This is a genomic window from Mucilaginibacter yixingensis, assembly GCF_041080815.1.
GTDB classification, from domain to species: domain Bacteria; phylum Bacteroidota; class Bacteroidia; order Sphingobacteriales; family Sphingobacteriaceae; genus Mucilaginibacter; species Mucilaginibacter yixingensis.
In genome coordinates this window covers 71,474-87,797 of sequence record NZ_CP160205.1, presented here as the reverse complement: position 1 = coordinate 87,797, position 16,324 = coordinate 71,474, and the positions used below count along the sequence as shown (strand labels likewise).

General features: G+C 47.2%; 12 protein-coding genes. 8 read left to right on the top strand and 4 right to left on the bottom strand.

Annotated elements, in window-relative coordinates; all coding sequences use genetic code 11:
• Positions 1–28 precede the first annotated feature (28 nt).
• Positions 29–1,840, bottom strand: a complete 1,812-nt coding sequence (gene typA, locus ABZR88_RS00415) for a translational GTPase TypA (RefSeq protein WP_107829361.1) — start codon at positions 1,838–1,840, stop codon at positions 29–31.
• Positions 1,841–2,139: 299 nt separating this feature from the next.
• On the opposite strand from typA, the gene ABZR88_RS00410 reads away from it, so the two are divergent.
• Both ABZR88_RS00410 and ABZR88_RS00405 read left to right on the top strand, forming a co-directional pair.
• Positions 2,140–3,237 carry a carboxylate-amine ligase gene (locus ABZR88_RS00410; protein WP_107829362.1) on the top strand — a complete coding sequence of 366 codons (1,098 nt, stop codon included), beginning with the start codon at positions 2,140–2,142 and terminating at the stop codon, positions 3,235–3,237.
• Between the two features lie 324 nt (positions 3,238–3,561).
• On the top strand, positions 3,562–4,395 hold the full coding sequence (locus ABZR88_RS00405) for a type 1 glutamine amidotransferase (protein ID WP_107829363.1): 834 nt from the start codon (positions 3,562–3,564) through the stop codon (positions 4,393–4,395).
• 151 nt (positions 4,396–4,546) lie between these two features.
• On the opposite strand, the gene ABZR88_RS00400 is transcribed toward ABZR88_RS00405, so the two are convergent.
• The 3 genes from ABZR88_RS00400 to ABZR88_RS00390 form a co-directional block, all read right to left on the bottom strand.
• On the bottom strand, positions 4,547–4,921 hold the full coding sequence (locus tag ABZR88_RS00400; protein ID WP_107829364.1) for a VOC family protein: 375 nt from the start codon (positions 4,919–4,921) through the stop codon (positions 4,547–4,549).
• A 124-nt stretch (positions 4,922–5,045) separates the two neighbouring features.
• Entirely contained in the window at positions 5,046–6,857 is a 1,812-nt protein-coding gene (locus ABZR88_RS00395) for a serine hydrolase (protein WP_107829365.1), read from the bottom strand.
• Positions 6,844–8,487 carry an amidohydrolase gene (locus ABZR88_RS00390; protein WP_107829366.1) on the bottom strand — a complete coding sequence of 548 codons (1,644 nt, stop codon included), beginning with the start codon at positions 8,485–8,487 and terminating at the stop codon, positions 6,844–6,846. Before ABZR88_RS00390 ends, ABZR88_RS00395 begins: the two co-directional genes overlap by 14 nt.
• A gap of 213 nt (positions 8,488–8,700) precedes the next feature.
• Between ABZR88_RS00390 and ABZR88_RS00385 the strand changes: the two genes are divergently transcribed.
• The 6 genes from ABZR88_RS00385 (at position 8,701) to cysS (ending at position 16,240) form a co-directional block, all read left to right on the top strand.
• Positions 8,701–9,558, top strand: coding sequence for a hypothetical protein (locus ABZR88_RS00385; RefSeq protein WP_107829367.1), 858 nt, complete (start codon positions 8,701–8,703; stop codon positions 9,556–9,558).
• Positions 9,559–9,786: 228 nt separating this feature from the next.
• Entirely contained in the window at positions 9,787–11,652 is a 1,866-nt protein-coding gene (gene mutL, locus ABZR88_RS00380; protein WP_107829368.1) for a DNA mismatch repair endonuclease MutL, read from the top strand.
• 16 nt (positions 11,653–11,668) lie between these two features.
• The gene (locus ABZR88_RS00375) at positions 11,669–12,421 is read left to right on the top strand and encodes a rhomboid family intramembrane serine protease (protein ID WP_107829369.1); all 753 of its coding nucleotides are present in this window, start codon (positions 11,669–11,671) and stop codon (positions 12,419–12,421) included.
• 36 nt (positions 12,422–12,457) lie between these two features.
• Positions 12,458–13,330, top strand: coding sequence for a rhomboid family intramembrane serine protease (locus ABZR88_RS00370; protein WP_107829370.1), 873 nt, complete (start codon positions 12,458–12,460; stop codon positions 13,328–13,330).
• Complete coding sequence (locus tag ABZR88_RS00365) at positions 13,320–14,432, top strand: endonuclease/exonuclease/phosphatase family protein (protein ID WP_107829371.1); 1,113 nt, start codon at positions 13,320–13,322, stop codon at positions 14,430–14,432. The genes ABZR88_RS00370 and ABZR88_RS00365 overlap by 11 nt, the downstream gene beginning before the upstream one ends.
• A 347-nt stretch (positions 14,433–14,779) precedes the next feature.
• Positions 14,780–16,240 (top strand): cysteine--tRNA ligase, encoded by a 1,461-nt coding sequence (gene cysS / locus ABZR88_RS00360; RefSeq protein ID WP_107829372.1) that lies wholly within the window; start codon positions 14,780–14,782, stop codon positions 16,238–16,240.
• The last annotated feature ends 84 nt before the right edge of the window (positions 16,241–16,324 follow it).

Genomic DNA, 16,324 nt, shown 5'->3' with positions numbered 1-16,324 from the left:
CACTCACTTAATTAAAACCAATAACTGATTATTGATTTACAAATCGCTTAGCGTTAATCTTACGCTCATTCTCGTTCAGGTAAATTTTACGTAAACGAATATTTTGCGGAGTAACTTCGATATACTCATCAGCCTGGATGTATTCCATGGATTCTTCTAACGAGAATTTGATAGCCGGAGCAATTCTTACGTTGGTATCGCTACCTGATGCACGCATGTTGGTTAACTGCTTGCCTTTGGTAAGGTTAATTACCAAGTCATTATCGCGAATATGCTCACCCAATACCTGGCCTTCATAAATATCCACACCCGGATCTATAAAGAAACGGCCACGGTCTTGCAGTTTATCAATAGCAAAGGCAGTAGTTTTACCAGTGTCCATAGATACCAGTACACCATTAGAGCGGCCCGGAATAGCACCTTTCCAAGGCTCATAAGCCTTAAAGCGGTGTGCCATGATAGCCTCGCCACCGGTAGCAGTCAATACGTTGTTACGCAAACCGATGATACCGCGGGCAGGGATCTCAAACTCTAAGTGTTGCAAGTCGCCTTTTGGCTCCATAATCAACAGGTCACCTTTACGTTGAGTTACCAGCTCGATTACCTTACCGGCAACATCACCAGGTACGTCTACAATCAGGCTTTCAATTGGCTCGCATTTAACACCGTCAATTTCTTTAACAATAACCTGCGGCTGACCAACCTGCAACTCATAACCTTCACGACGCATGGTTTCGATCAATACTGACAAGTGAAGAATACCACGGCCATAAACCAGGTAAGCATCCGGCGATTCAGTTTCAACCACTTTCAGCGCCAGGTTTTTCTCCATCTCTTTGAACAGACGGTCACGTACGTGACGTGAGGTTACAAACTTGCCTTCTTTACCAAAAAACGGTGAGTTGTTGATGGTGAAAAGCATGTTCATGGTTGGCTCGTCAATTTTGATTACTTCCAGTTGCTCTGGGTTCTCAAAATCGGCAATGGTATCGCCAATATCAAAACCTTCAATACCTACAACGGCACAGATATCGCCCGATTTTACTTCGGTTGCTCTTACTTTGCCCAGGCCTTCAAAGGTGTATAACTCTTTAATGCGTGATTTTTGCATCGTGCCATCGCGCTTAACCAGCGTTACCGGCATGTTCTCTTTGATGGTACCGCGAGCCACACGACCGATAGCGATACGACCTACGAAAGATGAATAATCCAACGAAGTGATCTGCATTTGCAGGGTACCTTCTTGAATTGGCGCAGCAGGGATGTGCTCCAGAATGGTATCCATCAACGGGAAGATATCTTCAGTTTTCTTTTTATAGTCGGTGCTCATCCAACCTTGTTTTGACGAACCGTAGATCACCGGAAAATCCAGCTGCTCTTCGGTAGCCTCAAGGTTAAAGAACAGTTCGAAGATCTGCTCGTAAACCTCATCAGGGCGGCAGTTCTCTTTATCAACTTTGTTTACAACCACAATTGGTTTCAAACCCAGCGAAAGCGCTTTTTGAGTTACGAAACGGGTTTGCGGCATGGCGCCTTCAAAGGCATCACAAAGCAGCAATACGCCGTCGGCCATTTTCAGTACGCGCTCCACCTCGCCACCAAAGTCGGCGTGGCCCGGAGTATCAATAATGTTGATCTTTACGTCTTTATAACGTACCGATACGTTTTTAGATACGATGGTGATACCGCGCTCGCGCTCCAGATCGTTATTATCCAATATCAACTCACCTGTTTCCTGATTGTCGCGAAAGATAGCGCAGCTGTGCAGAATTTTATCTACCAGCGTAGTTTTACCGTGGTCAACGTGCGCAATGATCGCAATGTTCCTGATGTTTTGCATTTTATGCCTTTAAAATTTGGCGCAAAGGTACGGTTATTTTATCATAATAAAAAGCGCTGAAAATCAGGAGCTCTTTCCATAACCTTTATTTAACAATAAGATGATGAAGAATAAACAGGCTAACCCACACACGTCATTGCGAGGCACGAAGCAATCTCTGTACAGGAATATCTAGCCTACATAGCTCATTGAATCGTCCTTCGCAGAGATTGCTTCGTGCCTCGCAATGACGTTTTTTGTTAACCTATCCCCTTCATCCAAATATTTCCTAATTTTATCTTACCACTACAACAGGCACAATGAACGAGTTTACCCTAAGCGTTGAAGAAGAATTTATGGTGATTGATCCCGTAACGCGGGAGCTCCGGTCGCACGAGCAGAAAATTGTTGATGCCGCGCAAAAGATCCATGAAGACCAGGTAAAGGCCGAAATGCACCAGGCCGTGGTAGAAGTGGGCACCCATGTTTGCCAAAACACTACCGAGGTACGCCAGGAGGTTTGCAAACTGCGCCGCACGGTGGCGCAACTGGCCGGCGATCTGGATCTGCATATCGGGGCGGCGGGCACACACCCGTTCTCGCACTGGCAGGACCAACTCATCAGCGATCATCCGCGGTACCAGGAAATTGTGGACGAGATGCAGGATGCCGCACGCTCTAACCTCATCTTTGGGCTGCACGTGCACGTGGGCTTCCAGTCGCGGCAGATGGCTATTCATATTGCTAACCAGGCACGTTACTTTTTGCCGCACATTTATGCGCTTAGCACCAACTCGCCGTTTTGGGAGGGGCGTAACACCGGTTTTAAATCATTCCGCACCAAGGTGTTTGACAAGTTCCCGCGCACGGGGATTCCAGACGCCTTTGGCAGTATTGAAGAATATGATAATTACATCAAGCTACTGGTAAAAACCCATTGTATTGATAATGCCAAGAAGATCTGGTGGGATGTGCGCGTGCACCCCTTCTTCGGCACCATCGGTTTCCACATTTGCGATTGCCCGATGTTGGTAGATGAAACCATCGCCATTGTAGCCTTATTCCAGGCTCTTTGCGCCAAGCTGTACAAACTGCGCCAGCAAAACATGACGTTTATAAACTATAACCGCGCCCTTATCAATGAGAATAAATGGCGCGCTGCCCGCTACGGCATTGACGGTAAAATGATTGATTTTGGCAAAGAACAAGAAGTAGACACCCGCTCACTGGTGATGGAACTGCTGGATCTGATTGACGATGTAGTAGACGACCTGGGCTGCCGCGACGACCTGCAATACGTGCACAAAATACTGGAACATGGCACAGGCGCTGACAGACAACTGGCCGTTTACGAGCAAAACCGTGATTTAACCAGTGTTGTTGATTATATTACATCTCATACGTTGAGTGGATTATAATATCCGAAATAAATTAACCAGTTAAAAAAGACAACCCTAAATGATAGACAGGTCGCCCCTATGGGGCTTTCTGTTTGGGTACGTTGCATGCTACAAACAGGGCATCCCTACGGGATTTTAACAAAAGTGATTAATAGCTCCGGAGGAGCGGCCTGTTTGTAGCTTATTTCCCCCTCCTTCTTAAGCCCCATCGGGGCGGCCTGTTATTTTGCCTTATCCCCAACTCACTTTAAGCATTAATCTGCCGTTGGAATTGTTTTTCATTCCCTGTACTTTTGCCGTTTGCAATTTGCCTTAAATAACGGCAGCTAACAACGGATAGCATTGAACGAACAGCGAGAGATAAAAGTAGCCATTATAGACCTTTACAACGGTATCCCCAACCAGGGCATACGCGGATTTCAGCAGGTACTGGACCGGTACCGGGAGAAAAACCAACTGAATCTTACTTACCAGATTTTTGATACCCGTGCTCAGCATGAGTTACCGGATACCAATTTTGATATCTACATCAGCAGCGGCGGACCGGGCAGTCCACTGGATACAGAGCACCAGGTGTGGGACCAAAACTACATGAAACTGATGGATCAGTTGGAAGCCATCAACGCTTCTGACGCCCAGCAGAAAAAGCATGCGCTGTTTGTTTGTCACTCGTTTCAGCTCATGTGTCGTAAATATCGTTTGGGGGTTATCGGCACGCGTCGTTCGCCTTCATTTGGCATTTTGCCGGTTCATTTGACTGCTGCGGGTCAGCAAGACCGCATCCTTAACCGCCTGGCCGATCCATTCTTTACCGTCGACTCACGCAGTTGGCAGGTCATTTATCCCGATGAACAACGCTTTGCGGAACTGGGCATGACACTTACCGCTATTGAGAAAGAGCGCCCGCATGTAAATCTGCCGCGCGCCATGATGGCCATTCGTTACAGTCCGTACTTTTATGGTGTACAATTTCATCCCGAGGTGGATGCCGATGGGATGCGTGTATCCTTATTAACCGAAACCAGGAAGCGCGAAGTGATTAACGAGCATGGCGAAGCCAAATACAATGAAATGCTGGAGCACCTGGAAGATCCGGATAAGATTACCCACACACAAAATACATTGATCCCTAATTTTTTGGATGATGCCATCAGGCAGGTGATGGAGGGGCAATAATCACCATGTCATGCTGAGCCCCGTCGAAGCATGGTGAGTGGGCATCTCCGCGCGAGTCTTCGACAAGCTCAGACTGACAGCCCTCTTGTTTGTCATTTCACCTTCATAGTCCCGCCGCCGGGATTCTATCGCTCGCAATGACATAAAATTTCTACTTCACATCACTCGTCACCCACCAGGTATTACCAAATGGATCTATGATGCCTGCAGAGCGGCCGTAGTCCTGGTTAACGGGTTCCATTACACACTCGGCGCCGTTATCCATTGCTATTTTGTAGGTTTCATCGCAATTTTCCACGCAGATGAACAAACCGGCATTTTGTTGCTGATACTCCTCGGTGGCGTCAGCCAGCATAATTACACTGCCGCCTATCTGTAGTTCGGCGTGCATAATCAGGCTTTCATCGCGCATCACTTTCATCCGCTCGGTAGCACCGAAAACGGTTTGCACAAATGCCATAAATGCTGCCGCGCGTGGCACTATCAGATAGGGCATTACTTGTTGGTAGCCATTAGGTAAGTTCATGTTGATTTCGGTTCTGGATGCTAGATTATATAACCGATGCAGACTTACGAAGTTTTAAAAACTTCGTAAGTCTGCATCTAATAAGTCTAATCTGGCGTATTACCTAATTGCTGCCTAAAAGCACTCAATTCCCCTTCACAATTGCCCTGATAGCGGCATCCTGTATGCGTCCTCTGATCTGCAGGCTGGTCAGCTTCTGCGTTTCTTTAGGATTTACACGGTTTGACAGGAAGATATAGACCATGTTATATTTCGGATCCACCCAGAAACAGGTACCGGTATAACCGGTGTGCCCAAAAGTTTGCGGCGATGCCAGTTCTGACGGATAATGTTTGCTCAGCTCCGGATCCCAGCGATCAAAGCCCAACCCGCGGCGACTAACTGACGATTGCTGCTTGGTAAACAGATCAACCGTTTCCGGCTTAAAATATTGAGTGCCGCCGTAGCTGCCTTTGTTCAAGATCATCTGGTAAAGGATAGCCAGATCATTAGCCGAAGCAAACAAGCCTGCGTGTCCAGACACACCGCCCAGCACACCGGCCCCCTGGTCATGCACATAACCAATCAGCAATTGATGACGGAAGATATCGTCCTGCTCGGTCGGGATAATGCGATCTTTAGAGAAACGTTGCAGCGGCAGGAAACCGGCGGTCTGCATCCCCAGCGGGGTATAAAAGTTTTGCTGCACGTAAACATTAAGCGGCGTGGCGCTGATGGTTTCCACAATTTCTTTCATAAAATACATGCTCAGATCGCTATAAACATATCTTCCGCGTGTACGCAGCGGTGAGTTAAGCATGCTCGGCCAGATCACATCTTTAAAAAAATCTTTGCGGATAAAATAGTTTTCGCCCGCCTTAGTTGGAAAAGCTGCTGACGAATCCACGCTATGATCGGTTGGTTTCAGTCGCTCGTAAGTAGACACATCTGGCACCAAACCAGCCTGGTGAGTTAGCAGCTCACGAATGCGGATATCATTTTTACTGGTTGTGCGCGCCAACGCGATGTAATTACCAACGGTAGAGTCGAGCCCGATCTTGTTTTGATCATACAGCCGCATCACTTCCATCGTAGTGGCAGACACCTTGGTAACCGATGCCAGATCAAAAATATCGGTGATTTTATCGGGCTGCGTATTATTATAGGTATGGTAACCGAAAGCTTTGTTATAGATCACCTTACCGTCTTTTGCCACCAGCACCACACAGCCCGGCGTTGCGTGCACGCGCACAGCCTCGTTAGCCACCTTGTCTATCTCATCCAGCATTTCGGTATTTACGCCGGCAGCTTCCGGAACGGCATATTGCAAACGGGTTTGCAGGGTAATAAACCCACTACCCTCCGCAAACGGGCCAACCGCCTTCGGCATTTTCTGGGTGATAGCCGTGCCACCAAACACCGCCTGGGCCGCAAACGCAGCAGACACCGGCGTCACCTCGCTACTCCAAATGACCGGCACATCAATGCCATCAAGCTTGGTAAGCACATCATTACCGAAGCCAACCAGCACCACCTTCTTTATTTTTTTAATATGCTTCAGAAATTCGAGCACCTGGGTATTGTTCAGATCGGCAGCTGTTACCGCTACAACCAGCGTGTTATATAGCTTCAGATCATCACTCAGGTTATTGATATTTTTGATACCGTTGTAGTCGCTGTCGTCAAATGCATCAACACGGGTATATTTGTTCAGCAAGCTATCAAACGGGGCAGCGTAGGGGAACATAAAATGCACACTAGCCACCCGCGCATTCTCCAGGTTTAACAACGGCACCATTTGCGATGTATTATTGAGCAAATAGGTGGTGTTTTGCACCCGCGCCTGGTCTGTCACCAGGCGCATGTTAATTTGATGAGGAGTTTGTTGGGCACAGGCGGTTTGCAACATCAGGCCCGCTACTAGTACGGATAGTTTTACCCGCTTATTTCTGATCATACACTTTATCTCCGTTAACATACGTATTCAGCACTTTTACGCCTGGCAACTCCGCACCGGGCACTTTCATAATATCTTTATCCAGCACCACAAAATCAGCATACTTGCCAACCTCTATGCTCCCCTTCTCGTTCTCTTCAAAGTTAGCTTTAGCCGCCCAGATGGTCATGCCACGCAGGGCCTGTTCGCGGGTAAGCGCATTTTCCATCTGGAAACCTTTGGCAGGCCGGCCTTTCAGGTCCTTGCGCTCTACTGCTGCATAAAACGTATATAACGGGTTAATGTTCTCTACCGGAAAGTCTGTGCCCAGCGGCATCCAGCCGTTTTGCTCCAGCAATTGCTTGTAAGCGTAGGATGTTTTAAGGCGTTTGGCACCCAGGCGCTGGCCAGCCCAGCTCATATCGCTGGTAGCGTGAGAGGGTTGCACCGATGGGATGATGCTGTTATCGCCAAAAAGCTTAAAATCCTCGGGCGCAATTACCTGCGAGTGTTCTATCCGCCAACGGCGATCATTCTTGCCCTTCAACACCTTGGCGTAGATTTGCAGCATCATGCGGTTGGCCGAGTCGCCAATGGCATGGGTACACATCTGGAAACCTTTGGCAGCCAGCTTCTGGGCAATCTGCTCAAAATGCTGTCTGCTGCTCAGCAAAAAGCCTTTCCAGTTTTTCTGGTCGCTGTAATCAGCCAGCAAGCAAGCCCCGCGTGATCCCAGCGCACCATCCGCATAAACTTTAAATCCGCGCACATTCAAACCCGGGGTTTTAAACACACCGCGTTTAAACAGGTAATCATAATTCTCCGGACGGTCTGACAGCATCACGTACATGCGCATTTTCAACACGCCTTTGTGCTGCAGCTGTTCAATAGTAGTCACCATATTAGCGGAAAGGCCACAGTCGTCAACCGTGGTTAACCCCACCTGGAAACAATTACGCTGTGCATCCAGCAAGGCCGATTCCGTTTGCTGATCGCTTGGTACAGGTATTTTACGGGCCACAATGCCTACGGCATTATCTAACAAAACACCGGTCAGCTTACCGTTAACGGTTTCAATCTCGCCGCCGTTAATTTTTTGACCGGGTTTAATACCCGCAATATTCAGCGCGGCCTGGTTAACAATGGCGGCATGACCGTCAACACGTGTCAACATCACCGGGCGAACCGGGAACAGCGAGTCAAGCTTTTGTTTATCCGGATTTTTCTTCACCTCCCAATCGTTCTGATCCCAGCCACGACCGATAATCCATCCATCAGTATTTTTACGGGCATAACTGGCAACGGTATCGCACACGGCCTGCCAACTGGCGGTGCCTATCAGGTTGGCATTTTGCAGGCTCAGTCCGTATTGGTAAAAATGCGCGTGGGCATCAATCAGGCCGGGGTAAACCGGCTTGCCCTGCAGATCAATCACCTGGCGGGCCATGTATTTTTTCTCGAGGGTATCGGCACTGCCAACGGCAATGATTTTACCGCCTTTTACCACCAGGGTATTAGCGGTTGTAAAATTTTTATCGACGGTATAAATAACTCCGTTTTTGAGCAGCAGATCGGCATTGTATTCTTTTTGCTGACAAGAGGTGATGGCAAAAAGGCTCATCATCAGCAATATTGGCAGAAGTTTTTTCATAGAAAGCGACATGGCACAATGAATGTACAAAGTTAATTATGTAACATACAATTAACCCGATGTAAAGTTATGGGTTAGACAATTTAATGTGCTATTTATTTTTCATACCTTCAAAAGTGTTTCTTTAATATGTTTCCCTGTACTTCGCACACTTAAACGCCGGATAATACGGCTTACCTTGAGTTATATTGTATAGCGGATCTATAAATTTGTATGATCAAAAGATTAAAATCATCACTGGCTTTCAGGCTGCCGCTGTTCTATAAAAAACTATTACAATACAAAAAGCTTCGCGCTCCGCAAAAACCATCGTCTAACCGCAATGTACTGATGATGACCGGAAAAAACCACGTCCAGCTTTTACGCTGGTCTGTTTTTTCTATAGCCCGCAATTGGCACAACCTGCCAAAGCTCACCGTTATTAATGATGGCTCCATTAGCAACGCTGCAATAAAAAAAACATTGCGTTTCTGGCAAGGCGAGCTTCATATAGTATCGTGGCAGCAAAGCGCCGTTTATCATAAAGAAAAGAACCGGGAGGCTTTAATACAGTATGCAACCAGCCATCCTTTCGGTAAAAAAATGGCGGTAATTTTGCACTATGCAGAAATAGTTCCCATCTTATGGGTTGATAGCGACATCCTTTTTTTTCAGGACCCGGAGCTACGCCTGCCCGTGTTTAATGCAAACTTTATATGCGGCGGCACAGAAGATGAGCTCAAGGCGTATGACCATAGGGTATTAGCGCTGTTGCCGCCAAATAACCTACATACACAACCGGGTATAAATGCCGGCATGCTTTACGTTTACGGAAGAAATATTTATGAAGACTTCCAATTGGGGCCCATACTTGAACAAGTTCACCCGGGCTATGAGTTTCTGACCGAGCAAACCATCTTTGCTTATGTTGCCGGCAAATCTGCGGGTATTCTTTGGGATAAACGTACCGTAAAAAGCAGCCAGGAGGATAATCAACAAATAAGAGTGCCGATAGCGCCCGGCATGATGGCCAGACATTATACCTCAATTATGCGACAATTATTCTGGCGGGATGTGATGTTCAATCTGTAGAACACCACCTGCACCGTTGCCCTGGTTTTAGTCTGAAAGGTGACAAAATTGCATTTGCCCTGAACACATTGTGACATTTTTTTTACTAACAGCATGTTTTAGAAGCTAAACGTATTAAATGGCACAAATAGTGATCGGGACTTACCAACACCGCCGATAACTCATCTAAAGTTATGAGTTCAAATATTTATTTTCGCAACCGACACCAAAATAGAAGGGAATTTTTACATGACGGATATTATACAGCTTTTGCCAGACGCGGTTGCCAACCAGATAGCGGCAGGCGAAGTTGTGCAGCGACCGGCATCGGCCGTAAAAGAATTGGTGGAGAATGCTATTGATGCCGGAGCCGATAAAATTCAGCTGATCCTTAAAGACGCCGGCAAGGGCCTGATCCAGGTAATTGATAACGGTTGCGGCATGAGCATTACCGATGCACGCATGTGCTTTGAGCGCCATGCCACCTCAAAAATACGCCGTGCCGAAGATTTGTTTGCCATACGCACCATGGGTTTCCGTGGTGAGGCCATGGCTTCTATTGCCGCTATTGCCCAGGTAGAACTGAAAAGCCGCCGCACCGAGGATGAGCTGGGTACCTGCCTAATCATTGAAGGCAGCGAGGTGATTAGCCAGCTGCCTTGCCAGGCCACCGCGGGCACTTCTATTTCGGTTAAAAATCTGTTTTATAATACCCCCGCCCGCCGTAATTTTTTAAAAAGCAACGCGGTAGAGATGCGGCATATATTGGATGAGTTTCAGCGCGTAGCGCTGGCTAATCCGCAGATTATGTTTACGCTACATCATGACCTGCAGGAGGTATATCACCTGCCGCCGGGCACGCTGAAGCAGCGTATTGTACACCTGCTGGGCAACAACTATAACCAGCGGTTGGTACCTGTTGAGGAAGATACCAGCATTATTAAACTGCATGGCTTTGTGGGCAAGCCCGAGTTTGCGCGCAAAACCCGCGGCGAGCAGTTTTTCTTTGTGAACAACCGTTTTATTAAAGATAACTATCTGAATCATGCCGTCATGACGGCTTATGAGGAGTTATTGCCAGATGAGTCTTTCCCGCTGTATGTATTGTTCATTGATATCGATCCATCACGGATTGACATTAACGTGCATCCTACTAAAACCGAGATTAAATACCAGGATGAGAAGGCCATTTATGCCATCATCCGCTCGGCAGTGAAACGCTCGCTGGGGAAATACAATATCACACCAAGCCTGGACTTTGACCAGGAGAACAGCATTCAGCATTTAATTACGCCGATACCGCTGGAGAACATTACCCCGCCATCGGTAAGCTTCAATCCTGATTTTAACCCGTTTGCCCAGGATAAGCCGGTGCGTACAACAGCATCGTCATTCTCGGGCGGCAGCGGCAATTTCCAGAAAGCGGCCATCCCCACCAACTGGGATACCTTGTATGAGATTGCCCGCAGGGAAGAATCATCCCAACAAGAACTGGAAATTGAACCAACGCAGCAGATCACCATTGAGAACGAGCAGGTAAGTAAATCTACCGAGCGGCAGTTGTTCCAGATTCATAACCGGTTTATCCTGTCGCAAATCAAATCGGGTTTTATGCTGATCAGTCAGCAGGCGGCGCATGAGCGTATCTTATATGAGCGTTTTTTACAACAACTGCAAAACCACTCAGGCGTGAGCCAGCAAAGCCTGTTCCCGCAAACAGTCACCTTAAACGGTGCCGATTACGAGTTACTGCGCGAACTGCTGCCCGATATTAAAGCCTTAGGTTTTGATATCAGGGAGTTTGGCCCGAATACTTTTATTGTAGACGGCGTACCTGCCGATATCAACAGCTCTGGCGAGCACCAATTACTGGAACACCTGCTGGAAGGTTTTAAAAATAATATGGCCTTGTTAAAGCTGGACCGCCGTGATAACCTGGCCCGTGCCCTTGCCCGCAACGCTGCCATAAAAGCCGGCACCAAACTATCGCTGGAAGAAATGAACATGCTGATTGATCAGCTGTTTGCCTGCCAGATGCCAAACGTTGCCCTAAACGGCAAGACCGTTATCAGCACCTTTAAAATGGACGAGCTGCTGGAGCGTTTTGAGAAATGATTTTTAATTAAGAAAGATGTTTAACAATACCCGAAATCCTTTTGCCAATTTAACGCCGGTTGTAAAAAACCTGCTCATCATCAACATCATCTGCTTTATTCCGTTTGTTGTTTTCCCTGTGCATTTACAGGACCAGATATATGAGTATTGCGCGGCGCACTATTTTGGCTCGCCCAGCTTCAGAATCTGGCAGCCTATCACTTATATGTTTTTGCATGGCGGCTTTGCGCACATCTTTTTCAACATGTTTGCGCTATATAGCTTTGGAGGGATCTTAGAATATGCGCTTGGTTCTAAAAGATTTTTCAACCTATATTTCATTTGCGGACTTGGTGCCCTGGCCCTGCAGTTTATTGTGCAGATTGTTGAGGTTTATTATATAACCGGCCACTTTACGGTGGCTGGCGTTACTGCCGCCAATGTGGGTGTACGCGATGCAACAAGTCCTTTTCTGGCTTATGATATCCCCAATGCGGTAAAGCTCTACGGTGTTTATAACGGCACAATAGTAGGTGCATCAGGCGCCATCTTTGGGTTGCTGGTGGCCTTTGGCATGTTATATCCTAACCTGGAGCTGATGATCATGTTTATCCCCATACCCGTAAAGGCTAAATACATTATTCCTGTTTACATACTTGTAGAGTTATTTTTAGGGGTTAAGCAGTTTGCCGGCGATGACGTGGCCCACTTTGCCCACCTGGGCGGTGCGCTAATTGGATTTATTGTCATAAAATTGTGGGGATACGGCAGACGAAACAACTTTTATTAACCGTTATGGTTATCTTTGGTATAGACACTGCTCCACATGAATAACCTCTGGCAAGATATTCGAATTAAGATGCTGCGCTCGGGCAGTAAGATTGGGCTGCTCATTGGCATCAATGTGTTTGTGTTTTTGTTTATTAACATTGCAGGCACGCTTGAGAACTGGTTTTTCAAGAGCGATAATATCCAGGAGCTAGCCTTTGCCTATCTGCGCATGCCGGCCAATCTCTCTAATCTGGCCACTCACTTCTGGACGCCCATTACCTACATGTTTATGCATGATGGTGTGCTGCACATCCTCTTTAACATGTTGTGGTTGTATTGGATGGGGCAGATTTTTGAAGAGTTTATTGGCAACCGCCACACCGTAATGCTCTACATTTTGGGCGGGTTAGCCGGCGCCATCTTCTTTGTAGGCTCCTATAACCTGATACCGTATTTTGTGAGCATGAATAATGGCGGTGCTGCCATTGTTGGCGCTTCTGCTGGTGTAATGGCTATTCTGGTTGGTACCGCCACGTTATTGCCAGATTATACGCTTTACCTGATGTTTATCGGTCCGGTAAAGTTGAAATGGCTGGCTGTTTTTTATGTACTGCTTGATTTCATACTGTCGGTTGGCGCTAATGCCGGCGGAGAGATGGCTCACCTGGGTGGTGCACTTATTGGCTACATTTACATCAAGCAACTGCAACGCGGTAACGACTGGAGCAAACCGTTCCACAATTTGTTTAAATCTAAATCCAAACTGAAGGTTGTATCTAAAGGTGGTTCTGGTGATGCCCAGCGCGGCACACCACGCCAGGACGAGGTTGACCGTATATTGGATAAAATATCACAAAGTGGGTTTGAGAGTTTAAGCAAACAGGAAAAAGACACTCTAGCCCGCGCCAGCCGAAGTAATGATCGTTAAAAAAAGACTCACATTTTTTGACAAACTAATACTGGCTCTTAATTGCGCGGCGGTTGTGGCTATGCTGCTTAGCTACCTGGCCCCTGTTGCAGATCCGCGTAAATACTGGCCCATTGCTTTCTTCGGCCTGGCATATCCGTTTATACTTATTGCAACCCTTATTTTTATCCCCTACTGGTGGATGCGCAAACGTACACGCTGGGCTCTATTATCTGTAATCACTATATTAATTGGCTGGGGGATACTAAATAATAATATCGGCCTGCGGTTTCCGTCAAAACTTACCTTGAGAGATAGCAACACCATCAGGGTGATGAACTACAACGTACATGGCTTCCGCAAACCTGGTTTAGAAGACTACAAAGTGGTTACCCGGCATGACGCTTTTCAGCTCATTGCTCATGAAAAGCCGACTATCTTTTGTTCCGAAGAGTTTTACTCGCGCCGAAGAGGCCGCTTTGCCACGGTAGATTCTATCAAAAAAATATTGGGTGCCGACTACGCTTATTTTGCCACCTTTCCGGCCGACAGGAAAGAGGGTGTAGGCATGGGCATCATTTCTGTCTACCCCATCATTAACACCGGCGTCATCAAACTCACCGGCGATTATGATATCAACCAATGTATCTGGGCCGATATGAAAAAGGGCACGCAGACCTTCCGTGTTTATGCCGTGCACCTGCAATCAATCCACCTGGAGTTTGAGGATTATGACTACATTAAGGACGTTTCTCGTGGCAAAACCGATATGCAGAACTCGCGCCGCATCGGCTCAAAACTCAAGCATGCCTTTGAAGAACGCGCCCGCCAGGTAATGCTCGTACGCGAGAGTATGGATGCTTGCCCATACCCCTTCCTTATTGCCGGTGATTTTAATGATACACCATCATCCTTTGCCGTTAACCAAATGGCCAAGGGATTAAAAAACGCCTTCCGCGAGAAGGGATCAGGCTTGGGTCGTACCTACAATGGCAATTTCCCCAATTACCAGATTGATTACATTATGGCCAGCAAACAATTTGACGTGCTGACGTACGGGGTGATCCGCAAAAAGCTGTCGGACCATTACCCGGTGTATAGTGATTTGGTGTTACGTCCGTAACAGTAATTGTTTAATCAAAGATTAGTTTGCTGATGGCGGCCAGAGGCCGCGGGATAGTCATCACTCGCGAAGACGCGAGCGATTGCGAAATTCTCATTAAAGTAGAAAGAAGCCATGGAATTGTGCGATTCCCCTCTTGAGAGGGGTGGAGGGGTGTGTCCTTTATTCGTGCGAAATCCCCCCCTGCAGCCGCACCGTCAACACGCCCCCTCTCAAGAAGGGAATCTAACTTGTTCCAACACTTCTCTGGCCGCCGTAATCACAGCCTCGTGTCAAACTCCTATAAAATCATCCGCACATTTACATATCCGCACATCTGCACATTAAAAAATCGTAAGTTTGCGCGCATGAAACAAAATCTATTTGTTTACAATACTTTAACCCGTACTAAAGAAGAATTTAAACCGCTAAATGCGCCGCATGTGGGCATGTACGTTTGCGGACCAACCGTTTACAGCGATGCGCACATGGGCAATGCCCGCACTTATATTTCTTTCGATCTGATTTTCCGTTACCTCACCCACCTTGGCTACAAGGTGCGCTACGTGCGTAATATTACCGATGCCGGTCACCTGGAAGGTGATGCAGACGAGGGCGAAGACAAAATTGCAAAAAAAGCCAAGTTGGAACAGCTGGAGCCAATGGAGATTGTGCAACGCTACACCGTTGGTTTCCATGAAGTAATGCGCCAGCTGAATACCCTGCCACCCAGCATTGAGCCAACAGCTACCGGTCACGTTATAGAGCAGATTGAACTGGTAAAAGAGATCATAAAACAAGGCTATGCTTACGAGGTAGATGGTAGCATTTATTTCGATGTAGAGAAATTTAATGCCGGCAACAACTACGGCATTTTGAGCGGCCGTAACCTGGATGACTTGCTTACCAACACCCGCGCACTTGGTGGACAGGATGAGAAAAAAGGTCGCCTGGATTTTGCACTGTGGATTAAAGCCAAACCAGAGCACCTGATGAAATGGCCATCGCCATGGGGACTGGGTTTCCCTGGCTGGCACCTGGAGTGTTCTGCCATGAGCCAGAAATACCTGGGCAACCAGTTTGATATTCACGGCGGTGGTATGGACCTGATCCCTACTCACCACACCAATGAGATTGCCCAAAGCGTGGCCTGCTGTGGCGAAAACCCGGCCGTTTACTGGGTGCACACCAACATGCTGACGGTGAACGGGCAGAAAATGTCAAAATCACTGGGCAACAGCTTCCTGCCGCATGAGTTATTCAGCGGCGATAACAAGATCCTGAACAAGGGCTACAGCCCGATGACCGTACGTTTCTTTATGATGCAGGCGCACTATCGCAGCACGCTTGATTTTGGTAACGAAGCCATGGAGGCATCAGAAAAAGGCTTTAAGCGATTAATGAACTCTCTGGGTTTGTTAAACGGCTTAAAAGCATCAGCCACCAGTGATGTAAATATTGCCGAACTATCTGACAGATGCTACGGCGCCATGAACGACGATTTTAACAGCCCGATACTGATTGCCGAACTATTTGAAGCATCGCGCATTATCAATTCGGTGCATGATAACAAGTTGAAGATTGATCAGGCTAACCTTGATGCGCTCAAAACGCTGATACAGGTTTTTGTATATGACGTACTGGGCCTGCAAGATGAAACAGCGGCCAACGATGACCTGCCACATGTGATGGATATGATCATCACCCTACGTAATGAAGCCAAAAAGAGCAGTGATTACGCCACGTCTGACAAAATTCGAGATGGTTTACAGAAACTGGGCTTTCAGCTGAAAGACGGTAAAGAAGGAACCACCTGGAATAAAATATAAAAGAGCAGCCCGGCCAATTGGCCGGGCTTTTTTGCTTTACACCATTCCCTTATCACATATATTTCCACATCACTAGTAGGTTTC